The sequence below is a fragment of the Holdemania massiliensis genome, assembly GCF_022440805.1.
GTDB lineage: Bacteria > Bacillota_I > Bacilli_A > Erysipelotrichales > Erysipelotrichaceae > Holdemania > Holdemania massiliensis_A.
Window position 1 is genome coordinate 2583828 of the sequence record NZ_JAKNTK010000001.1, and the last position, 25031, is coordinate 2608858.

General features: G+C 48.2%; 25 protein-coding genes and 1 other RNA gene. 7 read left to right on the forward strand and 19 right to left on the reverse strand.

The annotated features are described in order from the left end of the window. Window positions 1–162: 162 nt before the first annotated feature. Genes MCG46_RS11860 through MCG46_RS11870 form a run of 3 tightly spaced genes read left to right on the forward strand, consistent with a single transcriptional unit; the run spans window position 163 to window position 2074 of the window. On the forward strand, window positions 163–972 hold the full coding sequence (locus MCG46_RS11860) for an endonuclease/exonuclease/phosphatase family protein (RefSeq protein WP_240280188.1): 810 nt from the start codon (window positions 163–165) through the stop codon (window positions 970–972). Beyond that, the gene (locus tag MCG46_RS11865) at window positions 969–1511 is read left to right on the forward strand and encodes a chromate transporter (protein ID WP_240280189.1); all 543 of its coding nucleotides are present in this window, start codon (window positions 969–971) and stop codon (window positions 1509–1511) included. The genes MCG46_RS11860 and MCG46_RS11865 overlap by 4 nt, the downstream gene beginning before the upstream one ends. Beyond that, the gene (locus tag MCG46_RS11870) at window positions 1508–2074 is read left to right on the forward strand and encodes a chromate transporter (protein WP_240280190.1); all 567 of its coding nucleotides are present in this window, start codon (window positions 1508–1510) and stop codon (window positions 2072–2074) included. The genes MCG46_RS11865 and MCG46_RS11870 overlap by 4 nt, the downstream gene beginning before the upstream one ends. A gap of 198 nt (window positions 2075–2272) precedes the next feature. On the opposite strand, the gene MCG46_RS11875 is transcribed toward MCG46_RS11870, so the two are convergent. The 6 genes from MCG46_RS11875 to MCG46_RS11900 all read right to left on the reverse strand — a co-directional run bounded on the left by MCG46_RS11875 (window position 2273) and on the right by MCG46_RS11900 (window position 8739). Continuing rightward, window positions 2273–3901 carry an NAD(P)H-dependent oxidoreductase gene (locus tag MCG46_RS11875; protein ID WP_240280191.1) on the reverse strand — a complete coding sequence of 543 codons (1629 nt, stop codon included), beginning with the start codon at window positions 3899–3901 and terminating at the stop codon, window positions 2273–2275. Further along, the gene (locus MCG46_RS11880) at window positions 3879–4448 is read right to left on the reverse strand and encodes a PadR family transcriptional regulator (protein WP_240280192.1); all 570 of its coding nucleotides are present in this window, start codon (window positions 4446–4448) and stop codon (window positions 3879–3881) included. The genes MCG46_RS11875 and MCG46_RS11880 overlap by 23 nt, the downstream gene beginning before the upstream one ends. 161 nt (window positions 4449–4609) lie before the next feature. Beyond that, a non-coding RNA gene (gene ssrS, locus MCG46_RS11885) (6S RNA) lies at window positions 4610–4771 on the reverse strand. A gap of 61 nt (window positions 4772–4832) precedes the next feature. Beyond that, entirely contained in the window at window positions 4833–6575 is a 1743-nt protein-coding gene (gene aspS, locus MCG46_RS11890; RefSeq protein ID WP_240280193.1) for an aspartate--tRNA ligase, read from the reverse strand. Further along, complete coding sequence (gene hisS / locus MCG46_RS11895) at window positions 6572–7864, reverse strand: histidine--tRNA ligase (RefSeq protein WP_240280194.1); 1293 nt, start codon at window positions 7862–7864, stop codon at window positions 6572–6574. The genes aspS and hisS overlap by 4 nt, the downstream gene beginning before the upstream one ends. A 395-nt stretch (window positions 7865–8259) precedes the next feature. Further along, a complete protein-coding gene (locus tag MCG46_RS11900) occupies window positions 8260–8739 on the reverse strand; it encodes a hypothetical protein (RefSeq protein ID WP_240280195.1) in 480 nt (159 codons plus the stop codon). A 174-nt stretch (window positions 8740–8913) separates the two neighbouring features. On the opposite strand from MCG46_RS11900, the gene MCG46_RS11905 reads away from it, so the two are divergent. Then, window positions 8914–9384, forward strand: coding sequence for an LURP-one-related/scramblase family protein (locus MCG46_RS11905; protein WP_240280196.1), 471 nt, complete (start codon window positions 8914–8916; stop codon window positions 9382–9384). A gap of 15 nt (window positions 9385–9399) precedes the next feature. Then, window positions 9400–10017, forward strand: a complete 618-nt coding sequence (locus tag MCG46_RS11910) for a class I SAM-dependent methyltransferase (protein ID WP_240280197.1) — start codon at window positions 9400–9402, stop codon at window positions 10015–10017. A 115-nt stretch (window positions 10018–10132) separates the two neighbouring features. On the opposite strand, the gene MCG46_RS11915 is transcribed toward MCG46_RS11910, so the two are convergent. The 5 genes from MCG46_RS11915 to MCG46_RS11935 form a co-directional block, all read right to left on the reverse strand. Continuing rightward, window positions 10133–10993 (reverse strand): alpha/beta fold hydrolase, encoded by an 861-nt coding sequence (locus MCG46_RS11915; RefSeq protein ID WP_240280198.1) that lies wholly within the window; start codon window positions 10991–10993, stop codon window positions 10133–10135. Between the two features lie 274 nt (window positions 10994–11267). Beyond that, window positions 11268–13469, reverse strand: a complete 2202-nt coding sequence (locus MCG46_RS11920; RefSeq protein ID WP_345893085.1) for a hypothetical protein — start codon at window positions 13467–13469, stop codon at window positions 11268–11270. Then, on the reverse strand, window positions 13466–14155 hold the full coding sequence (locus MCG46_RS11925; protein WP_240280199.1) for an MBL fold metallo-hydrolase: 690 nt from the start codon (window positions 14153–14155) through the stop codon (window positions 13466–13468). Before MCG46_RS11925 ends, MCG46_RS11920 begins: the two co-directional genes overlap by 4 nt. Before the next feature lie 83 nt (window positions 14156–14238). Next, a complete protein-coding gene (locus MCG46_RS11930; protein ID WP_240280200.1) occupies window positions 14239–14751 on the reverse strand; it encodes a Gx transporter family protein in 513 nt (170 codons plus the stop codon). Window position 14752: 1 nt separating this feature from the next. After that, entirely contained in the window at window positions 14753–15094 is a 342-nt protein-coding gene (locus tag MCG46_RS11935) for a NusG domain II-containing protein (RefSeq protein ID WP_240280201.1), read from the reverse strand. 172 nt (window positions 15095–15266) lie between these two features. Here MCG46_RS11935 and MCG46_RS11940 point away from each other — a divergent pair, with 172 nt between their 5' ends. Beyond that, window positions 15267–15878, forward strand: a complete 612-nt coding sequence (locus tag MCG46_RS11940; protein WP_240280202.1) for a nitroreductase family protein — start codon at window positions 15267–15269, stop codon at window positions 15876–15878. A gap of 139 nt (window positions 15879–16017) precedes the next feature. Here the strand turns inward: MCG46_RS11940 and MCG46_RS11945 are convergent, their stop codons facing one another. The 5 genes from MCG46_RS11945 to MCG46_RS11965 form a co-directional block, all read right to left on the reverse strand. Continuing rightward, complete coding sequence (locus tag MCG46_RS11945; protein WP_240280203.1) at window positions 16018–16266, reverse strand: type II toxin-antitoxin system prevent-host-death family antitoxin; 249 nt, start codon at window positions 16264–16266, stop codon at window positions 16018–16020. Between the two features lie 202 nt (window positions 16267–16468). Beyond that, window positions 16469–17101 (reverse strand): GyrI-like domain-containing protein, encoded by a 633-nt coding sequence (locus MCG46_RS11950; RefSeq protein ID WP_240280204.1) that lies wholly within the window; start codon window positions 17099–17101, stop codon window positions 16469–16471. A 123-nt stretch (window positions 17102–17224) separates the two neighbouring features. Beyond that, window positions 17225–17656, reverse strand: coding sequence for a VOC family protein (locus MCG46_RS11955; protein ID WP_240280205.1), 432 nt, complete (start codon window positions 17654–17656; stop codon window positions 17225–17227). Further along, window positions 17649–18611 (reverse strand): hypothetical protein, encoded by a 963-nt coding sequence (locus tag MCG46_RS11960; protein WP_240280206.1) that lies wholly within the window; start codon window positions 18609–18611, stop codon window positions 17649–17651. Before MCG46_RS11960 ends, MCG46_RS11955 begins: the two co-directional genes overlap by 8 nt. A 30-nt stretch (window positions 18612–18641) precedes the next feature. Beyond that, window positions 18642–19445, reverse strand: coding sequence for a helix-turn-helix domain-containing protein (locus MCG46_RS11965; protein ID WP_240280207.1), 804 nt, complete (start codon window positions 19443–19445; stop codon window positions 18642–18644). Between the two features lie 294 nt (window positions 19446–19739). Here MCG46_RS11965 and MCG46_RS11970 point away from each other — a divergent pair, with 294 nt between their 5' ends. Then, window positions 19740–20480, forward strand: a complete 741-nt coding sequence (locus MCG46_RS11970) for a GTP pyrophosphokinase (protein ID WP_240280208.1) — start codon at window positions 19740–19742, stop codon at window positions 20478–20480. Between the two features lie 163 nt (window positions 20481–20643). Here the strand turns inward: MCG46_RS11970 and MCG46_RS11975 are convergent, their stop codons facing one another. From MCG46_RS11975 to MCG46_RS11985, 3 genes are read right to left on the reverse strand one after another with little or no spacing between them, the layout of a single operon-like run. After that, window positions 20644–21483: a PRD domain-containing protein gene (locus tag MCG46_RS11975; protein ID WP_240280209.1), complete on the reverse strand. Its 840-nt coding sequence runs from the start codon at window positions 21481–21483 to the stop codon at window positions 20644–20646. A 36-nt stretch (window positions 21484–21519) separates the two neighbouring features. After that, window positions 21520–22992, reverse strand: coding sequence for a glycoside hydrolase family 1 protein (locus tag MCG46_RS11980; protein WP_240280210.1), 1473 nt, complete (start codon window positions 22990–22992; stop codon window positions 21520–21522). A gap of 1 nt (window position 22993) precedes the next feature. Continuing rightward, on the reverse strand, window positions 22994–24847 hold the full coding sequence (locus tag MCG46_RS11985; protein WP_240280211.1) for a beta-glucoside-specific PTS transporter subunit IIABC: 1854 nt from the start codon (window positions 24845–24847) through the stop codon (window positions 22994–22996). Window positions 24848–25031 lie beyond the last annotated feature (184 nt).

A 25031-nucleotide genomic window follows, 5' to 3' on the forward strand; every position in this document is an offset into this window, starting at 1 on the left:
TTATTAAGCGCTTACATTGAAATTTGAAATTTTCTTCGGCTATAAATTTTTTTGGTTAGCGCCTGTGAACTTTCTGTGAAACACTTTCAGAAACAATCTTTCATCCCTTTTGCTTTGTAAAACCCGGTAAACTTGAGTATAATGAAAAACGGCGGTGATGAAATGACCTGTATAAAGGTAATGACCTTCAATTTAAAAAATGATTTGTTTTTTACCCGAAAGAATCTGCGCTGGGATACCCGCAGGCAGTATGTCCGCAATCTGATCGCTTCGACCTCTCCCGATATCATCGGCGTCCAGGAGTTAAGCGATTTAATGCGTGAACAGCTGCAGGCGCTTTTGCCGCAATATCAGTTTGTCGGCCAGGCCCGCAACCGCAGACGGCAGTTCATGAACGAACATTCGGATATTTTGTTTCTAAAGGATCGCTTTGATCTGCTGGGCGAAAAAACATTCTGGCTTTCCAAACAGCCGGATCAAGCCGGCAGCCGCACCTGGACAAGCATTTTTCCGCGGATCTGCACGATGGTCCATTTGAAAGATCGTGAAACCGAACAAGTTTTCCGAGTCTTCAATACGCATCTGGATCATCTGCTTTCGTACACCCGGACATTTGAGGTCCGTACGATTATCAGTGAAATGCAGCGGCTGCAGAAAGAAGCGACCTGTCCCCTGATTTTAATGGGGGATCTGAATTCCACGCTGTCCAGTCCGGCGCTGCAGTTATTGACGATGCCGGAGAATCGGCTGCATCTGAAGCCGGTCTATGATTCCTCGGCCATGTTCAATACTCTCCACTATGGCAAAGGCCGGCTGAAAGAAGACCGGCAGCCGATTGACTACATCTACGTCAGCGAGGAATTTGATGTTCATTCGACGCGGATTATCACGACCTGCTTTAACGGATTGTATCCATCGGATCACTATCCAGTCATTTGTCACCTGGTTAAGAAAGGAAACACAGAATCATGAGGGATTATTTGGAATTGTTTGCAACCTTCAGCAAGCTGGGGCTGTTCACGTTCGGCGGCGGTTATGCCATGCTTCCGCTGCTGGAATCAGAAATCGTGGAAAAGAAAAAATGGGCGACTTACGATGAAATCACCAATTACTACGCCGTCGGCCAGTGTACGCCGGGCATCATTGCGGTGAATGTATCGACATTTATCGGTTATTATCAAAAAGGGATCCTGGGCGCAGTGGTATCGACCTTCGGCTTTGTTTTCCCCTCGCTGATCATCATCGTGATCATCGCGGCTTTCATTCAGAACTTCGCCAGCCTGGCGATCGTCCAGCATGCGCTTGCCGGCCTGCGCGTCGGCGTCTGCGTCTTGGTGCTGACCTCGGTCTACAAGCTGATTAAAAACGGTGTAAAAGACAGCTTTGGCGTAATCCTGTTTATCTTCGCCTTCCTCTTATCGCTGTTTACGAATATTTCGGTTGTCTTTATTACACTGGGCGCCGGTTTGTTCGGCTTTTTGAAATATAAGCTGGGAGGGAAGAAAGCATGAGCATCCTGATTCAGTTATTCCTGGAATTTTTCAAGATCGGTTTGTTCGCCGTCGGCGGGGGATTGGCAACGATTCCCTTCCTGCATCAGCTGGCTGAAAAATACACCTGGTTTACCGTTGAAACCTTAGTCGACATGATTGCCATCTCAGAATCCACGCCGGGAGCGATGGGTGTGAATATGGCCACCTACAGCGGTTTTACAACAGCCGGCATCCCCGGCTCGCTCATCGCGACCTTAGGTTTGGTTCTGCCGAGCATTGTGATCATCATTATCATCGCACACTTCTTAAAACAGTTCAGTGACAGCCCGGTTGTCAAAGCGATCTTTACCGGTCTAAAACCTGCAGTCGCGGCCTTGATCCTGTGTGCGGCGCTGAATCTGGTCAATGTTTCAGTCATCAATCTCAGTGCCTTTCAAGCCTCCGGCAATCTGGTCGATCTGTTTCCGTTAAAAAACATTCTCTTATTTGCGATCTTGTTATTCCTGACGACCAAAATCAAAAAACATCCGATTGTCTGGATTGCCTTATCGGCAGCCGTTGGTGTTCTGTTTCAGTTTTGATCGTAAATCTCTCCTTGACCGGGGAGATTTTTTTATGCTTCCGTAAGACCTGAGCAGCAAGAGAAAAATATCGGGATGGATACTGAAATAAATGTGGATAACTGTTCAGCTCCTGAAGAACAGCAAAGGCACGGCAAACTGAACACAGATAAACTATCATCTCATTCCAATCGTATTCAAGCACAGAAAACCCGCGGATTAACCGCGGGCAATCTTTGCCGGATACCATTTTTCAAACCAGACAGTAAACATCCCCATCGCCATCGGGCTGAGGGTATTGATCAGAATTGCAGCCTGCGGCCATCCGCTATGCATCAGGATTAAAGTCCAGAGAGCGCTCAGGACATAAAGCCCGCCCCAGCAGCAGGACAGAATGCGATTGGCCCTCATGAATACCGGATTCTGCAAAGCATCATCCCCATGATAATTTTCCTTCACATAATGAGCGCTCAGGGGAATCGTTGTTCCGCAGGAAACCAGCCACAACAGGCCAAAGCCGAGATAGGAGAGAGGAACAAGCAGTCTTTCATCCCCTCCCTGCACCGCCAGCAAGCCGATTCCGCCGACAAGCAGCCCGGACAGCGCGTCATAGACCGTCAGCTGCCATTTCTGCCCGGCCAAAGTCAATAGGAGTGCAGCAGCGACCGCCAGACTCCCGCCGAAATTCTGAGAAATCGGCAGCAGCGTCCACAGACAGCACCACGGCAGGATCAACAGAAGCATGTTGGTCTTTTTTCTAATCTGAACTTGATCAGGCTGACTTTGCGGAGCGTGCGGGCCGCTGAAATAATGATCCCATTCCATTAACAGACTGAGATCTCCCAACGTTTTGTAGCGGCCTTCCATCATTGCCTGATCCCCCCGCATTTCCCCGCGGGCAATCGCCTGCCAGACGTTTAACGGCGTTTCAACGCGGGTCGTATAGGCCCCGCCATTCAGCGCACGAAGTTCACAGTTTTCTCCCAGCACAAGCTGATATCCGACTTCTACATCCGTATAGTAAATCTCCAATACCTTTTCTTTTCCATCAAAAGCGACCGGATTGTACATCGCCGCCATCTGCTGCGTAAAACGCTCCGCCTGACGGATTTTCGAGGCTCGGCCATCCTCTGCTTCTTGCGGATTGGCAATATTCCAGCTGGCATTGGCTAAGGCTATGAACTGAACTCTCGGCAAAAGCGGCGTCCTTAACCGCTTTAGCGTTGGAGCAGACACGGCTTGTGAAACCGCGTATTCCCGACCAGCCTGCCGAACATGTGTCAAATAGGCCGCGGTTACCTTCCGCAGCTCCGGACGGGCAAAGAGCTCACCCTGCGGACAAAGAATTTTCAATCCATCCCCAAAGATCAGATCAAACTGTTGGATCAGCGCCTCATAATTCTGATCCACTGTATAAAAACCACAGGTTGAAATCAAGATCGTTTTGGCTTGGGCTTGAGGATAACGCCTTGGATGAACTGCCCGGCCGCCAGCCCCGACTTCAATCCATGGCAGATTCAGCGGCAGACAGCGGTCAAGCACGGTTTTTACTGGTCCCGGCATGCCATAGTAATACAGCGGAAAACTCCACAGAATCCAATCGGCGTCTAGCATTTCCTCCAGGATCGCAGCCATCTCATCCCCAATCACGCACCGCCCCGGCGTTGCCGTCCAGCAGCTGAAACAGCCGCGGCAGGATTCAATGGACAGTTCGCTGAGGGTCAAGGTCTTCACGCTCAGCTTGGCCTTCAGTTCGTCTTTCATGCCCTCAACAAACGCCTGCGTCAGTTGATAGGTATTGCTTGAGGTCCCACGCGGACTTCCGTTAAGCACCAGAATTTTCATCATGATTGTCCTTCAGCCTTTCCATGCAGCGATTAACCCAATCCAGACACATCCGGCTGTAAGCCAGTCCGAAGTCTGCGGTCATTTCCCAATACAGCGCATCCTGGGGCGCTTGGGTCAGCGTCTGATACTGAGCGATGACTCCGCCAACCTGCTCCATCTGTCTCAGCTGAGCTTGATAAGCCTGCGCCAATCGCTGAAGACTTTCGATATTGTTCTGCGGTGATCGCTCAGCCGAAAAGAATAACCGCAGCAGCACTTCGCTGCGCGTCGGCATCATTTCCGCAGGCAGCTCGCTTTCCAGCCAGCGCTGCAGTTCCGCTTTGCCAACAGGCGTTATTGAATACACCCGCTTATTCGGTTTGTCCGACTGCACCTCAATCCGCGACTGAAGCCAGCCTAAGGTCTCCATCTGATTCAGTTCCCGGTAAATCTGACTTGTCTGCGCCTGCCAAAAATAAGACAGCGAATCGTTAAACGCTTTAGCCAGCTCGTAACCTGTCATTTCTCCATAATTCAGCAAGCCAAGCAGTCCTTGCCGCAAAGCCATCGCAATCACTCCTCCATATTCCACTTGTAGAATATCATCCTTTGATAAAAATGTAAAGCAGCACTTCAAACACCAACTGTGACGGAATAATGCTGAAGAAGATCAAAGCCTCATCCCGCTTCCTCGCAAATACAAAAAAAGCCTTCGTTGGAAGACTTTCTTTGTGACCTAAAGGGTTGATATGATTCCCGGCAATAACCAGGTGGGTACCCTGTTCAGATTTTTAGGATTCTCTGATAAATCAGAGTTTTCGACACCAAACTGAAACGTCCGGGTTCCCATATATCAAGTGTTGGAAATATATGTGTTCCCTTTAGGCATTAGTATTATAGCACGCATTTTTTTATTTATGAATGCTTGACATTTGGAAACTTATAGAAAGTGTTATTTTTCCAGTGCAATGTGCAATTCTTTCAGCTGTTTTTCATCCACCGTGTTCGGAGCTTCACTCATCAGATCTGAAGCACTGGCGGTTTTCGGGAATGCCACAACGTCGCGGATGTTGTCCGTACCGGCTAAGATCATGACCAAGCGTTCCAGACCGATGCCCACGCCGCCATGCGGCGGAGTGCCGTAACGGAAGGCATCAATGAAGAAGCCAAATTTTTCGCGCGCTTCCTCCATCGACATACCGATCGCTTCAAAAACCTTTTCCTGCACATGCTGATCATGAATCCGGATGGATCCGCTCAGCAGCTCATATCCGTTGAGAACCAAGTCATAGGCACGGGAATAACAGTTTTCCGGATCGCTCATCAGCTTGTCCACATCTTCCAGATTCGGGCTGGTAAACGGATGGTGGGCAGCGACATAGCGCTGTTCTTCCTCGCTGTACTCAAACATCGGGAAATTCGTAACCCACAGGAAGTTGAACTGACTTTCATCAATCAGCTTCAGCTGACGTCCCAGCTTGACCCGCAGCGCACCCAAGGCCGTCTGTGCAACCTTAGCTTTATCGGCAATCATAAAAATTAGATCGTTGTCGTGTAATCCCAGCGTTTCAATCAATGCTGTCTTTTCTTCCGGTTTCAGCACCTTCGCTACCGATCCGCTCAGTTCGCCGTTCGCCATTTTCAGCCAAGCCAGCGCCTTCGCTCCGTAGATTTTGACAAATTCCTGAAGCTTGTCAATTTCCTTGCGGGAAAACTGATCGGCTGCCTGCGCAGCAACGATCGCCCCTACCATGCCTTTCGGCTGTTCCAGCACGTTCTTAAAGACGGTAAATTCTGTATTCTGAAATAACTCGCTGACATTCTGGATTTCCATACCGAAACGGGTATCCGGTTTATCTGAGCCGTAGCGGGCCATGCATTCGTTATAGGTTAAGCGCGGGAAGGCGGACAGCTCCACCTGTTTCAGGTTCCGGAAGAGTTCCTTCATCAAGCCTTCGACGATTGTCCAGACCTGTTCTTCATCGACAAAGCTCATCTCGATATCAATCTGTGTGAATTCCGGCTGGCGGTCTGCACGCAGATCTTCATCACGGAAGCAGCGGGCGATCTGGAAATATTTTTCAATCCCGCCGACCATCAGCAGCTGCTTGTAAATCTGCGGCGACTGCGGCAGAGCGAAGAACTTCCCCTTGAAAATCCGCGAAGGCACAAGGTAATCACGGGCCCCTTCCGGTGTGGATTTGCACAGAATTGGCGTTTCCACTTCAATAAAGCCCTGGTCTGACAAATAATTGCGCGTCAGCATCGTCACCTTGTGGCGCAGCATCAGGTTGTTCTGAATCGGTGCGCGGCGCAGGTCGAGATAGCGATATTTCAGACGCGTATCTTCCAGTGCGTCGGTTTCATCGGCAATGATCATCGGTGTTGTTTCCGCGGTGTTGACGATCGTGATCGCTTCCGCATAAACCTCAATGTCGCCGGTCGCCATCTTCGGATTTTTATCCTGACGTTCAACGACCTTGCCTTCTACCTGCAGGATGTATTCATTGCGGACATCCTTCACCTGTTCCGCTAGTTTTTCATCTACGGTAATCTGTACGATCCCGCTGCGGTCGCGCAGATCGATGAATACCAAAGCGCCTAAGTTGCGGCGGCGGCTGACCCAGCCGACCAACGTGACCGGCTCGCCGACGTGAGCTAAGCGCAGCTCTCCGTTTTGATGTGTGCGTTTCATGCTTGTTCTTCCCCTTCCTGTTGGAAATAAGCGTCCAGTGTGGCGATCAGTTCATCCTGATCAATCGTAATCTGGCGCTGCTGATCAATAAATTTGACGTTCACCTGATGATTCGCGGCTTCGCTTTCCCCGGCAATCACCGCGACTTTGGCTTTGCGCCGATCTACCGATTTAAACTGTGCTTTCAGCGAACGCGGCTGAATGTTGAATTCGGTATGGTAACCGGCAGCCCGGCACTGCGTCGCCAGTTCCAGTGGCAGCGTGCCAACCTCACCTAAGGCCATGACGTAGACATCCAGGCTTTCTTCTTCGCCCAGTTCCACTTCTTCAGCTTCGGCTAGGATCATCAAGCGTTCCAGCCCCATCGCAAAACCAACCCCCGACATTTGCGGACCGCCGAAATATTCGACCAAGCCATCGTAGCGGCCGCCGGCGAAAACCGTGGCCTGCGAACCGGATTCCGGATGTGTGGAAACAACCTCAAAAACGGTATGCGTATAGTAGTCCAATCCCCGCACCAGCTTATCGTCAATTTCATACGGAATTTCCAACGCGTCCAGCGCCGCCAGCACCTGATCAAAATAGTCCTTGGATTCCGGAGTTAAATATTCCTGCAGCGAGGGCACGTTCTGCATGCTCGGATGTTCGCTGTCAACCTTGCAATCGAGTAAGCGCAAAGGATTTTGTTCATAGCGCCGCTGACAATCCGCGCACAGCTCACTCACACTGTCTTTGAAATGTTCGCGCAATGCCCCGCGGTAGGCCGTCCGGCTGGCATCATCGCCCAGTGTGTTGATCAGCACTTTGACCTGACTTAAGCCTAAAGCCTTGACGATACTGTAGCCCAGCGCGATGACCTCGGCGTCGATCAGCGGACTCTTCATCCCAATGTTTTCAATTCCGAACTGATTAAACTGACGGTAACGGCCTTTCTGCGGACGTTCATAGCGGAACATTTCACCCATGTAATACAGTTTGGCCGGCATTTCCAGGCGTCCATACATCTTGTGCTGAACAAAGCTGCGAACAACGCCGGCCGTTCCTTCCGGCCGCAGCGTCAGTGAATCTTCACCATGCACCGAGAAGGTATACATTTCTTTATTGACCATATCAGAGCTGTCATTTTCCCGTTTGAACACCCGCGTATCCTCAAAAACCGGCGTGCGGATTTCTTCATACCCATAAACATCGCAGAGATTGCGGATTAAATCTTCTACTTTCTGCCATTTGCGCGTCGCCTCCGGAAGCAAATCCTGCGTGCCGCGCGGAGTCTGGTAATTCTCCATCATCATTTCCTCCTTTACGTGTTCAAGAACCACTACGATCATTCCACAAAAAAAAACGCCCTCTAAGGACGCTTCATCTGCGTGGTACCACCTTAGTTCACGAAATTCCTTCGTGCCCTCTTTCCGATAACGCCGGAAATTCGTCAGCAGCTACTGCTTGTTCACTGCCGCTTCTTGCAAGTGTCGGTTGCCGGAGGTGATAAAGGAAGCTTACAGCCTAGACTTCCCTCTCTTGCTTATCCCATTCCAGATCCCTCTTGGTCCTTGAATTTATCCCTAGTTTAGCACGATTTACTGCTTTGCACAAGGGCAAAACCAAGCTTTTGACGAATCTTGTTTTTTACTATCCTCGGATCATTTTGACTGATGACTGTTGGTTCCGCTTTATAATTATCAGATCAAGCATCAACCTTCATATTCTTTGTCTCTTTTTCAAAAACTTTCGCTTTCATGCTCCCCTCTTTCTTTCGGAAGCCTCGGGTAACAATAATTCCCACAGCTGCAAAAACCAGATAGATGACTATAATATAGTATCTGGAAACATATCCAAAATAGACAGATAAAGCAATCAAACATAAAACTAACAAAGATTCTCCGCCTGCTAATATACAGCATTCACGCAGGACTGCCACATTAGCATATTTAATGCTGTAATATATTTCTCCGACAAAGCAGAAAGCAAACATCGGAACACAAAATGTCAATGCATAGATAAAACTCTGTATAGAATCTAATTGAATAAACAATTCTCTTTCATTTATACATAAATGAAGAAATCCCGGATAAACCAGACTTAGAATTAACGTTATTAAACATAAAATATTGGCAGCCGGATCTTTCAAAATCATTTTTTTCATATCTAAATAAATTTTAAACAACATAATCACCCTGTATTCATTATATTCTTTTTATGAATTAAATTCTAGTTTCAAAATCTTTAAATGAAGAGTTACAGATCACTTCTTTCCTTTTTCTTACAATCTGCTTCTGCCTCTAGTCTTTTATTTTCTCCTTGTGTATCATAAACTTACGAATTGAAGGAGGATCAGTTCATGCGTTATTATATTCGCCAGCGGTTCTTTTCCTGGACCGACAGCTTTGATATTACGGATGAGGAGGGTTATGCCGTTTACAGCGTCCGTGCCGATTTATTAGCGTTGTCACATGTGCTTCGGGTCTTTGATGACCAAGATCAGGAAGTCGGCCTCGTCCGCGAAAAATTATTCCACTTCTTGCCGACATTTGAAGTTGAACTGGATGGAGATCTTGTCGCCGTCATCCGCAAGGAATTTTCATTTCTTCATCCCCGCTACCGCATTGACTGCGAAGGGTGGAGTGTTGAAGGAGACCTGTTTGGCTGGGATTATCAAATATACCGTGACGGCGAGCTGTGCGGAACCATCAGCAAGGAGATCATTGCCTTGACGGACACGTATGTGATTGATTTTGATGATCCGCAGGATGAGCTGATGGTTGTGATGCTTGTCCTGGCGATTGACGCTGCCAACTGCAGTGAGCACTAAGGCGGAGACTTTCTTATGAAAATCGTTTTAGGCGCAGGCGCAACGCAGGTTGACGGCTGGATCAGCACGCAGCAAGAACAGCTGGATTTATTAAAGCCGGAAACCTTTGAGGCTTTTTTTCACGGAGAACTGGCGGAAGCCATGTTAGCGGAGCATTTATTTGAGCATCTGACGCTGGCCGAAGGTATGTTCGCAGCGCAGACGCTCTATCGTTATCTGCGGCCCGGCGGTTGGATCCGTGCGGCAGTCCCGGATCGTTATTTCCGCAATGCCGATTATCAGCGGCTTGTCCAGATTGGCGGGCCGGGGCCTCAGGATCATCCGGCGGCTTCGCACAAAATTGTTTATGATTACAAGCAGTTCTGTGCAGTCTTTGTCCAAGCAGGATTCGAGGTTTCCCTATTGGAATACTGCGATGAACGTGGTGATTTCCATTACCGCTACGCTAACGATGCAGATGGTCATATCGGCCGTTCCTATCGCAATGACACGCGCAACGCCTTCAATCATTTGGGCATGGTCTCGATTGTTCTCGATGCTTTCAAACCGATTGTCATTCCGCGGGAAGTGCAGGCTCTTGATCCAAACAAAATTGAGCAAACCAAGACGCAGGCAAATCCAGTTGCCAATTAACAAAAACAGATCTGCGAACAAAGTTTCAGACAAATCCCGAAGCCTTGGCAGGTCTGTTTTTTTTGTTACATCAAAGCGTAAAAATGATTTCAGCGTCAGAATTCAGCGCAGAATCTTACATCAGAAACTGAACGATCCTTTGTTTTTCTGCTTCCGTTAAGCTGTGCATATGTCCCCTGCCTTTCAATAGATAGGTTTCACAGTGGGGTATCATCTTTTCAGCCTGCGGAATTACCCGATCAGCCGGAAACATACAGTCCTTTTCGCCGGCCAGCACAAGTGTTGGAGCCAGACATTTCCGCATGTCAGCAGGAACCACATTGCTCGGCATACCCGCCTTTACCTTTGCGTTATCAATACTGCACTTTGCGGTTTCAAAAGCATCAGGATCAATATTATCCTCGGTTACAGCCATAGGGAGAATCGTTTTAATCAGCCACTTCTGTTGGTGAGTCACCCAATACAACATCATGGGCAATGCCATGCTTATCAAATTGACAGCCGGCGCATTTTTTATTCCGGATGGCACGTAAAGCACAGCTTTCTCAATTTTTTCAGGGGCAACGCACATGGTTTTCGCAAGAATGCCCGCTCCAAAGGAACCGCCGAAGCATCGAATTTTCTGAAATCCCAGATTGGTAATCACTTCGCTCGCCCACTTGCCGTAATCATCGTTATTCGGCGACAGCGTCGTTTCCGCACTTTTTCCAGGATGGCCGATCGTATCCACGGCATAGATACGAAATTGATCCAACAGAAACGTACACGCTAATAAATTATAGGCGCTCGTTGCGTTCCCGCCATGAAATACAAGCAAAGGCAAGCCCGCTGGATTGCCGGTTTCAATGAGATGCGTTTGGCCAAAGGAAGTTTCCAGATAGATATCATGATAGGATGTCTTAAGCCTTGATAACTGTTCATCATAAAGCGCCATAATTTTTTGTTTCCCCTGCGGTGTGTTGTAGATCGTCTTCATGCGTCCTCCATGCGAAAGAATTTCAATCTTCGCTGTCCGCCTTTATCCGTCAAAGGTGTATGCTTCCAGTTTAAAGCTGACCAGCATAAAAGTCAAATCAGGTTAATCTCGTTAAAAACTTCTGCTTGCGGCCGCAGGGCTTTATAAGCCAAGAATAAAACACACACAATTTACAACCGGTTTCCTATCTTGCAGATTCATTTGCCAAATTCCCAATAGCAGCATCCTTTTCAGCTTAAGATAAAACAGGGAACGGCTGCAGAAACCCCTGTTTTTATTCGTTTTTCAGACAGTGCTGAAGCCGATCGTACAGCTCATCCAGCACCCAGATCCGCTCCGGCTGACCGCCGGCATCCACAACGGTTTCCAACAACGGCAAAACCCGCGGATAAAAACGTTTCTCCCAAACATCGGCGACGTTCAGCGTACGGGCATACCCATAGCTTTTTAACGCGTATTCCGGATCCCGTTCAAGCCATTCGTCCAGCTTCTTATCCGGCATTTGTTTAAGATCCCCTCGCCACTGCACCACCTGCTGCCGTAGCCTTAGACCCTCCGGATTCAAGGGCTTCATCGGTACTAAGAGAACCTGAACTGCGGCCATGCTGATATAACTAATCGCCAGCGGCAGCGACCGCAAAACAAAGTATTCCATCACCCATTCCAGCAAGATCAGCCACAAAAGTGCTAAGCCTGCGAATTGGATGCGCGAGCCTTTCTTTCCCTGCTTCCTTGCCAGGATCCGCGATCCCAGAATAAAGGAGAGCCGCAACAGACCTCCGCCAAGAAGGATAGCCACAACTAAGCGATGGGTCTGCTGAACCTGCATCCAAAGCAGAATGACTGGGGGCAGCACACTGAGCAGAATCAACAGCCAGCGCAAACCAGACAATCCCGGATGCCGCCATTGGGCAGCTTCCGATTTTGCTTGTTGCAGGGCTTCCTGAACACAAGCCTGTCCCCGCAGACGGATTTCCTCAGCCGTTACAGAATTGCCGTCGCCCAGATGAAACAAGGAATGCATGAATTGTTTTTCCCATTGCGGCTGATGGATCAGCGAACGGCGGCGAAACAAACGGAATGTCCGGCCATCCATTTGTACTTGAATATAATTACGGGCTGCCCAATTCACGATAACCGCCGCCAACATTTCACTTTCTGTCTGCCGATGTGTCAGCAAGGCCGCCTGAACCGGATTGACGCCGTTAGGCAGTTCCCCGATCGAACGCCGGTTTGCCGATCGGTTCAGTCCGCGGAACAGTCCGGCAGCCAACAACACACCGATGGCAAACATCGACCAGAATCCCATCGACCCACACAGGACACGCTGCATAGAATTCGGGATTTCAATCGTAAGGCTTACTCGATCATCCCCGGTCAGAGTCTGGGTTGAACTCAAATGCAGCTGCCTGCCGTCTTCACTGCGTTCCATCGTCATCTTTTTATGATCATCATAGTTCAGAACATTGTAAAAATCCGTCATCACCTCAAGGTCCTGGGGCATTCGCAGCGTAACCTCCAGCTCATCAATCTGCGCCTGATTCATCGAATCATCAAAATTCAGACGCCATTGATCCGCAGAGGATGTCAGCTCAATCCGATAATCCAGCGTCAGTGCCACTTCCTGGGTCTCCGGCAGTTTCAAAAAGCCATATTTTGAAACCTCCAGCGCGGGATCGCTGATCACTACCTCTTTCAGCTGAGCGTCAGGATAGCTGGGCCAGCCTAAAAACAAATCCAGCATCGGATCCAAATCATCACTTTGGCGCGTCCATAGAATTTCCTGATGCACCTGTAAATCCATCTGAGGCAAGACCTCAATCTCTATGCGCCAGAGGGTATAGCGGGAAGGCCACAAATAGACAGGAGCACTGGCAAATGTGCCTTCATCAAAATTCAAAATCAGGTTGACGTCCTGATAATCCAAGACCTGATTGGAATCAAAGACAAAGGTCTGATCCTGCCAGCGGCCTTCACCATACCGACATAGATTGCCGCTTTGGCCGCAGTCCAGAATCCAGTTATCCCGACGCAGTTCAGGATCCAGCTGCAGTTCAACATGCAGCTTGTCCGTCGGCAGATCCAAAGGTGAGCGGGCCAAATTCAGCGTCAGGGTGTCAGCCTGTTCATCTTCGTCCTGAAACAGCTGCAGAGTGTACTCCAGCTGCAGCTCAACCTGCGGATCGCGGTTGAACTGAATGCTGTTCCATTGGGGATCCAATACAGCCTGTTCGCTGATCAGCTTCACCTTTTCAGCCTTCATCTGGGAATTGTCCGGCAGATTTAAAAACAATTCATAATCCTCGTTTGGGGGCAGGCTCAGCTGGAGCGTTTCCGTCACAGTGATCGTTTTATCTGAATGCAGCACGGCCGCAACGGAGCGAACCGTGATCCTTTCCTTTTCTGCGGCATGTACCGGCAGCGGGATAAAGCACAGTCCCAGCAAGATCAGAATACTGAGCAGTTTCTTCATCACTGTGGAAGCTCCAGTTCCATCGGCCCTGAGCGCAGGTCTAGAATCTGATTTTTGAATGCAGCACAGGCCGGATCACGCAGCAGTTTATCGATCACGGTCAGATCACCGAAGGTATGCATCGGCGCAATCCATCCCAGATGACAGGCTTCAGCCCAGCCTAACAACCCTAAATTGTATCCGTCGTTTAGCCGCGGATCCGTTGGAATCATCGCCAGATCAAACGTCCGTCCTTTCACGCGTTCCAGTTCGCGGTCAAAGCGTTGTTTCAGGACGGCATTTTCACGCCGGTCCTGTTCATTTTCCTCATCCCAGCGCCAGTCGTTCAAATCACCGGCATGCAGAATCCGCCAGCCCTCGGCTTCTATGATGAACGCAACGCCCTCATCATTCGATTTCAGCGTTTCAACCGTCATTCCGTTGAGTTCATAACGCTGATGCGGCTTCACTTTGATATGATGATCATCCGAAACTCCAAAGATATCCCGGCTCAGTACATACCAGATCTGCTGGGTACCATGCTCTAAAATCGCTTTGTCATAATGATCCGCATGATGATGACTGGCAAAGAACGTCACCTGTTTGTTTGCAGGCAGCGAAAGTCTGTCCTTTCCATAATAATCGAATACCAGCACATGTTCCGGCAGCTCGATTAAAAAACTGCTGTGCTCGATCCAAGTTATTTTCATAGCGTATCCCCCCTTATGCTTCTATTTTACAGGAAAAAGCAGAAAAAAAACAGAATCCCGAAAGACTCTGTTTCCCATTTTATTCAGCGCACAATCAAATTTTTATCAATGCGTTTTAGTGCCTGCGTAGCGACAATCCCGGTAAAGATACCCGTAGGGATTGAAGTGACCAGCAGCAGCGGAACGATCGTCATCATCGCCGCTGTTTTATACAGAACCATAACGATTACAACCTGACCGACACTGTGACCGATGGCACACAGCATCGACGTCGAAATCATCGACATTTTCAGGCCCTTCTTGATAATAATCAAAACAATTGAACTAAGGATTACACCGCCGGCTGAGATCCAGAAAGTAGATCCGAAGATCGTGCCCCTTAACAGGTTGCCGATCACGACGCGCATCGTATTGACGACAATCATTTCCCGGATGCCCAGAATTTCAATTGTGATCAAGGCGATAATGTTCGCCAGTCCTAAACGCATACCAAACGGCAGCGACACAGTAAGCATGGTTTCCAGCAGATTGATCGCAATCGCCATCGCCGCCAGAAGCGTGACATAAACGAAATGCTTAGTTTTACTGATTTTCATATCAGTTATCCTTTAAGGTTACAATCACTTCATTCGGGATACAGACAATAGGAAAATAATCCTTAGCGCTGACCCAGCCAATTGAAGAACAGATATGGTTCGGACATTCCTCTTCCGTAATCCGCCATTTGCCATCTTTGACTTCCAGCTTCATCTTGCCGTAGGATCCGTTAAAATAGTAATCCTCATCTTTGTTGACATTGAATGTATGAATTACCTGATTTTTATACGTGACAATCCCATAAGTTTTGACGTTCATCCGGTTATAGATCTGAACGCCGACATAAATTCCCAGTGCTACAAATAAAATAGCAACTATCAGTTTAATTTCTTTTTTGCTCATCGTTTCACATCCTAATTCAGCTTTTCTATTATAACATGGTTGTTTATGATTGCAAGTGAAGGTTAGCTGAACATCGCCGCTGCCGAATTGGAAACTTATGCCGTCTTTCCTCCGTGCTTTTTTCTTTACTTTCCCCTATAATAAAGACAGAGTAATCAATCAGGGGGATAAAATGATGGCCATTGAAGAAGCTCTGACGCTGGCGAAGAAGCGGCGCACAATCCGGGATTTTGACAGAGAACCGGTAAAATTGGATGAAATTAAAACCTGTTTGGAAATTGCAGCTACCGCTCCCAGCGGTGCCGATATGCAGCCATGGCATTTTTGCGTCATCACCAGTGAGGCAAAGAAAATCGAAATTCGTCAAGCCTGCGAACAGGTTGAACGGGAATTCTATGAACAGCGTATCAGTGAAGTCTGGCGGCAGGATCTGAAAAAATTAAATCTGCAGGTGGAAAAACCGTTTTTGACAGAAGCTCCGTGCCTGATTGTGATCTTCAAGCAGATGACGCATGAAGATCAGCCCGGACACTGGGTTCCCAATTATTATGTCGGCGAATCGGTCGGCATTGCCACCGGCTTTCTGATCCAGGCGCTGCACCAGGCCGGATATTCGATGCTGACCTATACCCCGGCTCCCATTCATTTTCTCACCAAACTGTGCGGACGGCCTGACAATGAAATCGCCGAAATGATTCTGGTCGTTGGCCATGCGCAAAAAGGAGCGCAGCTGCCTGAGCTGGAAAAGAAAAAGTTTGAGGAGCTTGTCGATTTTTTCGAGTGATGGACAAACATAAGTAATCTTAACAAAAGAACCGCAGACTTCAGTGTTTGCGGTTCTTTTGTTCATTCGCCTCTATATAATCCCGAATTGCTTTCAAATCAGCCGCTACAAGAGGATTAATCCTTAGTTTCATCCATCGTTATTCCTCCATTGCTGATTTTAACTCATCAAAGCTCATCCATCCTTTTTCATCTACAATCGCTTCTTCTGCTTCCTGCGATTTAGCTAACAATTTTTTCTCTGCTCTGTCTTTTTCGTAATCCCCAATATCAAGAACTACAAATTTTCCTCTGCCATTTTTCGTCAGGAAAACTGGCTCTCCCGTTCGACAATTTTTGAGAACTTCATTATAATTTCTCAAGTCAGATATGGGTAAAATACTAGCCATATTATCAACGCCTTCTCTGTTATTATCATCCTTGTTTGCAATTTTATTATACAAGAAGTTGCTGTAAGATTCAGTTTAAAATTTTACAGCAACTATCAGTCTACTTTCTGAGAAGTCACGTCAGCCTTGCATTGAAGACCTTCAAGAATTGACATGCTATCTAAATTGAAACTTAACGATTAATAATCCGACTTAAATTGATTTATTTCCTGCGGATGGGGTGACGGATTACGGTTTTCTGCTTTGCGGGATCACATTTGCGCGGATCCGATAAATAGATTTCATGATGCATCCGTGTTTCATTGATTTCATTTTCATAGCCCAGAGCCTCGATGTATTCATCCATCTTAGCCACACTGACAGGTTCGTCATCGTAGGGACCGATATGCATTATTTGAACACACAAGCCTTCATCCATCCTTAAAAATTCAGCTTTTGAACAATCCACTTTCTTCTTTTTTTCCGCTTCCTGCACCGCCCACTTAAAATCTTCAAGCTTGATGAACTCCGGAACCCGAATCACACTGATCCAATGAAAGTCCTGCTTCTCTGCATAGTTCACGCCAGCGATCCCCGGCTGCCACCAGAATCCTTCCAGCGGTGGGACAACATATTCATAAAAGCCTTCGATGTGACGGGATCCTTTATAACTCATTTTCAGCGTGTAAGCCACCGCATATAAAATTCCAACCGCCTGCTGATAGCTTCCCTGCGGTTGATTGGGATCTCCCTGTCCCCGTACCGCGATATACTTCATCGGCGGTACTGTCAGGATCTCCGGTTTATTTTTTGGCATATAAAACTTTTTATCCGCTTTCTTAAAATCAAATGTCATACCCAGCACCTTCCTTTTAAACTCATTCTACACGATAAAACCTGACAGCACTGTGTCAGGTTTTATATAAGTATATCATGGATTCAAAGAATCGGATTGAGTTTAACTAATCTTTTTTCACCATCAGAATTTTAATAATCCCTGTTCATCATACTGAAAATTGGCACCCCAGGCAACTTCCCAGGTGTAGCCGTCCGGATCACTGAAATAGGCATGATAGCCACCCCAGAACACCGGCTGCGGTTCTTTGATAATCGTACCTCCGGCTTGACGCACAAGGTCGATTATCTGATCCACTTCTTCCTTTTCAGCGACGTTATAGGCCAGGGTAAACCCAGTAAAGCCTGGATTCAGCGCCGGCGGATTGTCAGGATTGATATCCTGTGCCAACTGTGTCAGCGGATACAGTTCAAATTTGGTTCCCGGCGTGTCAAAGAAACAAACCATTGGATTTGCTTCCGTGCAGTCCGTTTTATAGCCCAATCCATCACGGTAAAACTGGATGGATCTGGTCATGTCCCGAACCCCCAAACAGATACAGGTAATTTTATTCATCTTGAGATTCCTTTCCTTCGCTCTTCGGCTCAATTCGATCAAACGCTTCTAAAAGCAATAAATTCTCAATCGCTTTCCAGCCCTTCCACCAGTTTCGTGAAACCTGGAAATCCTGGGGATACAGGCCGAACCAGCTCCATGGGATTTCCCAGACATCGTCCTCGGGACAGGTGTCAATCAGGTAATCCAATTCCAATTCGATCAGATCCTGAAATAGTGGGTAAAGCAAATCGTTTTTGGACCGGACAAAATAGGATGGCCTTGGTTTATAATACTGCCATTGTTCAGGATCTTTTTCAACTCGCTTTTCAATCAGCGAAGTGATCTGGGCTTGAATCTGATCCGCGGTATAATTCGATTTCGGCATTTGCTCGAGCAGCGGCAGCCAGGCACAGTATGCCTCCACTCCCATCTCGCCGAATTCTGTTCGTGTAAATAACTGTGTCAGTGAATTTGCGACAATCGCCTCAGCCTTGGCTTTTAGCTGCGGAATGGTACAATCCTTCGTCAGGATATGCCGGGCCAGATCCAAATTCAGTCCAAAGCTTTCTTCCTCATTCAGCTTTGGATCATACCCCATCCATGGGGCGTGCGGATGCTTGTCATTGGATGCGATCGTAAACGGCCAGCCATCCTTATAAGCTGTGCCGGGCTGACTTAAATAAGTAAAGGCTCCGGTAATCAAGGAATTCTGACCGTCCACCCCTAGGTCTTCACAAAGGTTTAACACGATACAGGTTTGATAAGGGGAAGACTGCGGATTCATGGAATCCGGCTCCAGCCCCCAGCCAAACCCGCCGTCAGCGTTTTGATAGCTGCGCAGGGCATCCATCATCAAATCCGGACTGCCTACCTCAAACAACAGCTGCCAGCGTGCCCATTCCAAAGGCCGGCTGTTGCGCAGAATCCAGCGGCGTATCTGCTTAAACTTCGCCTGTGTTATTTTTTTCTTCATCAGAAATACCTCCGGAGTCATTGTACCGATTCAGCGTTGTTTCGTCTTGGAAAAAAACGACAGGCCCTGTGTGCTGTGATATTTTTTAAAGAAATTCAATAAATGCGCCTGATCATAGAAACCATAATCCGCCACGGTATCCTGAATGTTGAAATCATGATCCCGCAGACAGGCCTGCCAGATCAGCTGATAGCGGATCAACAGGGAAAGACGCTTGCACGAAACACCGTAGCTGTCCAGAAAACGGCGTTCCATCCAGCGTTGATCGATGCCCAGCTCCGCTGCCAGTTCCTTGATCGAAAGCACGCCTTTGCGGCGGATGATGATTTCAGCGGCTCTGTCAATCACTGGCGGAATGGGGTTTTCATGTTGCTGATCGAGCAGAAACGTTTCCCACTTCGGCCACAGCTCCTCCAGATTGGCAGCCTCATTAAAAGATTCGATCAAGGCTTCCGCCCAGCCAGGAAAATAAAATTCCAGCTGATCCTGAGTATTGCGCACCGCTTTTAATGATCCCCGGCAAAAGCTGGCAACGGCCCAAAAGTGAAAACGAATTCCAATCAAGCGCTCGCCCGGATGCGCTTCATCATTTTTAGAAGTAAACGTGAAATCATTGATCCCGCAGAAAAAAACATCCGTCTTTCCGCTCTGATCTGTGCGCAGAATGATATCCATGCATGTATCCGGAATCACGATTTGATCACGCTGGTCTGTATACACCCAAAAGCAGCGAATCCAGGGCTTTAACGCCGGACAGGCTTCAAATTCCTGATATCCTGATCCTTGATTGGCGGTCAGAGGAAAATATAAATCAGCCAGCGCTGAACTTGTCATGGACACTTTCGCCCCTTTCTTACGGTGATCCTTACATCGGGATTGATTTGAAAACGAACATTTTCATTATAACATATCCGACTCGAAAACGCTGTTGCTGGAAAGCTTTGCTTTTGGTCCAGACTCCCGATGCTTTTCAAACAATTTGATCCATTTGTTTAAATTCATTGATAGAGTCAGGAAAGAAGGGCGGACAGCGTTTATAATAAAACGGTAAGCCTAAGATTTTATTTTCTGGGGAGTCTTTGCCTGGAAAAGTTTATCTTCAATATGAAATAAAAGGAGTTCATTAAAATGATTCAACAAGAAATCCAAAATTCAGCCCCTATGACACAAAAAACAAATTCTGTAACAATAGAATCCTTTATTCAGCGCATTGCTGAACTCTTGGATGCTGATCTGAGTGAAATGCAGAAAAATATGGATCATGTCCGGCGTCTGATGACCTATTATCGTTGTGCCATTCTGGAAGTAGAGACCAAATTCAAAGTTTTGAATGAACAATTTTCACTCCAGCATGAACGCAATCCGATCCAAAGTATAACCTCACGCTTGAAATCACCGGAAAGCATTCAGGAGAAAATGATTCGCTATCAGCTGCCCGGCACCTTAGCTGCCATTGAGGAAAACATGGCAGATATCGCAGGCGTTCGCGTGATCTGTTCCTTTGTCGATGACATCTATATGTTGGCAGACTGCCTGCTTCAGCAGGATGATGTTCGTTTGATTCAGCGCAAAGATTACATCAGTCAGCCAAAAGAAAACGGTTATCGAAGTCTGCACCTGATCATTGAGATTCCCATCTTCCTGCAGAATGAAAAACGCATGATGAAAGTTGAAGTTCAATTAAGAACCATTGCGATGGAGTTCTGGGCGAATCTGGAACATCAGCTTCGCTACAAGAAAGCTCTGCCTGAACCTCTCCTTAACCAAACTGCCGATGAGCTGAATGAATGTGCCCAGCTCAGCGCCCTTTTGGACAAAAAGATGCAGGATATTCGCTACACCCTTGAAAATGCTCTGGAAGAACACTGAGCCTACTCTGCCCTCCGCTTTAAGCCGCGGGGTATTTCTTCAAAGACAAAAAAGAACAGAAATCTCCAGGGCAGGATTTTCCTGTTCTTTGGTTTATGGTAAAGCCGCGCTGAACTGCTTCTGAAGAAATCATTGTATTCCAGCGGATTTCAAATTGACCAGCTCAATCGCCGCTGCGGGCAATTCGGGCAATATGAATGACAAGAAACGTTACTTCTTCATTCGGAAGGATTCGCTCATACTTGTCGTAAAGATAACTCTTGATCTTTAACGCGATTCCCAATTCCTTCGGATAGCGTGTTCTGACCTGTTCAAATAACAGATCGTCGTCATTTTGAAGCAGCTTGTCAGTAAAGAAGCGATCGACAAAGAATTTGATATGCGTGATAAACCGGGCGGTGTGAATGCTTGAGGCATCCAGCTCGCGGTTGAGTGAATAGCGGACAAGATTGATGATGTCGCCGATCAGCTTAGCATTGCGGGCCGCGTCATAATCCGGATCACTTCCTGCCTGAGCATTGGCCAAATGAAACGCGATATTGGCCGCTTCCTGTTCCGGCAGCTCTATATGGAGCTGCTTTCTGACCAGCTCAAGCGCATGTTTCCCAGCTTCAAATTCCTGTGGATAGAAGCTCTTGATTTCCCAGAAAACACGATTGGTAATCACTAAGCCGCTGCGGATCCGCTCCAGGGCAAAGTTCAGATGATCCGCCAGGACGAAGACCAGATTCTCACCCAATGGGGTATTTAAACGCTGCTGGGCATCCAGTACAATTTCCTGCGCCAGCTCCAGCATCACCGGCGGAAGGCTGTTGACCAGCTCCAGGATCTGCCGTGAACGCGCATTGTCCACCGGCAGAAACACCTGATTTTCCTGATTCTGGACAATGACATTGCCCGGCTTCTGACCGAAACCGATGCCCTTGCCTAACAGGATTGATTCCTGATGCGCATCATCTTCGACCAGCACGACGCTGGAATTCAGCACTTTCTTGATCCGCATCCGCACTCCCCTGCCTTTCTGCTTCGCGATCGGACATTACTCCGTTTCAAAATCCAGACTGTTATTTTCAATCACTTTCTGCATCCAGTAAAATGAATCTTTTCTGATTCTATTATACGTACCGTTGCCCAGATCATCAAGATCAACGTAAATGTAGCCGTAACGCTTGGAAATCTGCTTCGTCGATTCGCTGATCAGATCAATGCAGGCCCAGGACGTATAGCCCATCAATTCAACGCCATCCTCATCGATCGCATCGAGCATGCATGCGAAGTGCCGGCGCAGATAATCAATCCGATATGGATCATGAACCTGGCCGTCCGCTGTCAGTTCATCCTTGGCACCCAGACCGTTTTCAACGATAAACAGCGGTTTGCGGTAGCGGTCATACAGATCGACCAAGGAAATCCGCAGGCCGATCGGATCGATCTGCCAGCCCCATTCACTGGTTTCCAGATGTGGGTTCTTGACAGCTAGAATCGTATTGCCCGGCGTCACGTCCAGACCGGTTTCATCGGCCGCGACGCAGCTGGACATGTAATAGCTGAATGAGACAAAATCAACGGGATACTGCTTCATGATCTGATCATCGCCCGGCTGCTTGATGATATGAATGTTGTGGTTCTTATAGTAGGACAGCAGCGTGGACGGATATTCGCCGAAAACCTGCGTATCGCTGTAAGCGTAGATGCTGCGCATCCGCCGCTGCGTTTCCAGCACATCCTCCGGCTTGCAGGTATACGGATAGTAAGTCAGCTTGGTGATCATGCACCCGACTTGGGAACCAGGAATGATTTCGTGGCAGATCTTGGTTGCCAGCGCCGAAGCCACAAACTGATGGTGCATCGCTTGGTAACAGACCTCTTCAAAATTCTTGCCCGGAAAGCGGTCTTCGATTAAGCCGCCGGTCGTGTACGGGTGGCGGATCATGCTGTCAACCTCATTGAAAGTCAGCCAGTATTTGACCTTGTGCTTATAGCGCTCACAGATCGTTTTGACATACTTTTCGAAGAAGCCGACGACTTCACGGGAATACCAGCCGTCATAGTTCAGAACCAGATTCAGCGGCGGTTCATAGTGCGACATCGTAACCAGCGGCTCAATGTTGTATTTTTTTAATTCATCAAACACATCGTCATAGAACTGCAGGCCCTGTTCATTGGGCTGTTCATCATCCCCGTTGGGATAAATGCGGCTCCAGGCGATCGACATGCGGTAGACCTTAAAACCCATCTCCGCCATTAAGGCGATATCTTCTTTATAATGATGGTAGAAATCACTGCCGTGGCGCTTTGGATAGTTGACCTCATCCTCCGGATGGGCCAGGGCTTCTTCAATATCCTGCGTCGTGATTTGGTTATGCTGGCTGTAGTCTTTTACATCGGCGTCGAAATGAGCGCGGGCAGCATCGGAAACCGACCAGCCTTTGCCGCCTTCACGCCATCCGCCTTCAATCTGATTGGCAGCGGTTGCCCCGCCCCATAAGAATCCTTCCGGAAATTTTCGCATCTTAGCCTTCCTTTCTCTGCGTCTGCAGAATGATGTCCTGCTGATCGGCATGTCCTGTTTTGACAACAATAACGTTCATATCCTGAGAATTGGTGACGACAATCGGCGTAATCGGATCCAGGCCAGCATCCTTGATCGCCTGAATATCAAATTTCAGAAGCAGGTCGCCAGTTTTGACCACATCCCCGGCTTTGACCATCGGTGTGAAAGGCTTGCCCTGCAGATTGACGGTATCCAGCCCCACATGGAACAGAATCTCTGTCCCGTTGGCGGTTGTCATCCCCAAGGAATGCTTTGTTTCAAACACCATCTGAATCGTCCCATCCGCCGGAGCCCGCAGCTCGCCCACTTCAGGAATGATGGCAACCCCTTCACCCAGTGCTTTTTTGGAGAACATTTCATCCCCAACCTGATCCAGGGCAACCACTTCACCCACAATCGGGCAAAGCACATTCAGCGTATCCTGACGGTTTTCCAAAACGGATGCTGTTGCCCCAGAAGTGGAAGCGGCCGGGGTTTCTTCCTTCCACAGAATGAAGGTAAAGAGGAAGGCCGAAGCCAGCGCAACGACAAATCCGATCAACGCCCAGACGATATTCATTCCGTTGGAGCCGTCAATAAACATCGACATGCTGGCAGCACCCGGACCGACAATCGCGAACGCCTTAACGGCGGTAAGACCTAAATAAGCACCGGTGATCGCTCCGCCCAGCATGACGCTGTAAAGGACTTTTTTGTTCTGCAGCGTTACACCGTACAAGGCCGGTTCGGTAATTCCCATAAAGGCGGAAATGCCTGCTGAGAAGGCCGTTGATTTCAAAGTTTCATTCTTGGCTTTCAGAGCTACCGCAAAGCAGGCGCCGGATTCGGCAACATTGTGCGCTAAGGAAGCCGGCATATACAACATTTCATAACCCAGCTCGCCAAACGTTGAAATCGCATAAGGAATCAACGTCTTGTGCATGCCGGTAGCCACCATTAACGGCAGGATCGCGGACAGCACAGCCAGCGCGACGAAGCCGAGCTTATCATACAAGAACAGGATTGCCGCTGTGAAAATCTGACCGATGTTGTAGCCTAACGGACCGAGAAACAGCAGCGTCACCGGAACAGTCACTGCCAGGGCAACCATCGGGACAAAGAAGATCCGGATCGGCTTCGGTGAAACCTTGTTCATGAGCCGTTCCATCAGGGCTAAGAAGCTGACGCACAGAATCGCTGGGAATACCTGGGCATTGTAGGCAATGCTCTGCAGCTGAATGCCAAACAAGGTCGTCCCTTCCGCGATCATCGTCGTGACCGCCGGCAATAAGGTAACCCCGACCGCGGCAATCGCGACCAGACGGTTGCTTTTCAGCTTGTTCGCAGTCGTGACCGCAACCATCATCGGCAGGAAATAGAACGTCGCATCCGAGATCGAAACTAAAATTTTATACAGCGCGCCGCCGTCATCCATAAGATGCATCGCGACCAACAGAATCAGAATTGATTTCAGGACGCCGGCCCCTGCAATTGCCGGAACTAACGGCTGGAAGATTCCGATCAGAAAATCAAGCGCTACCTTGCTTAACTTCTGTTTTTCAGCCGGGACAGCCGGAACATCCTGTCCCTTAAAATCAATCATTTTCAGCAGCGCGTCGTAAACTTCAACGACATCGTTGCCGATGATGATCTGAAACTGATTGCTGCGGACAACACCCATGACGCCCGGAACGGCTTTCAGTTTTTCCTCATCCACTTTTTTCTGATCGTTCAGCGTGAAACGCAGACGGGTCGAGCAGTGCTCAAGCTGAGCCACATTTTTTTCCGTACCGACATATTTCAGTATTTCGGCAGCCGTTTGTTTATAATCCATGATTTTCTCCTCCATGTACGCCAAGAACTTCGGACTGTTTTTCCGGTGCTTTCCCGCTCTGGCCAGAAGCGCAGAAAACAAAAGGCAGGACCATCATAAAAGTACGTTTTCCTTTCGGAATTTCGTCTTTTTATGAGATCCTGCCTGCATTACCAGTTACATGTCCCTTTTTCTTTTGCGAGCT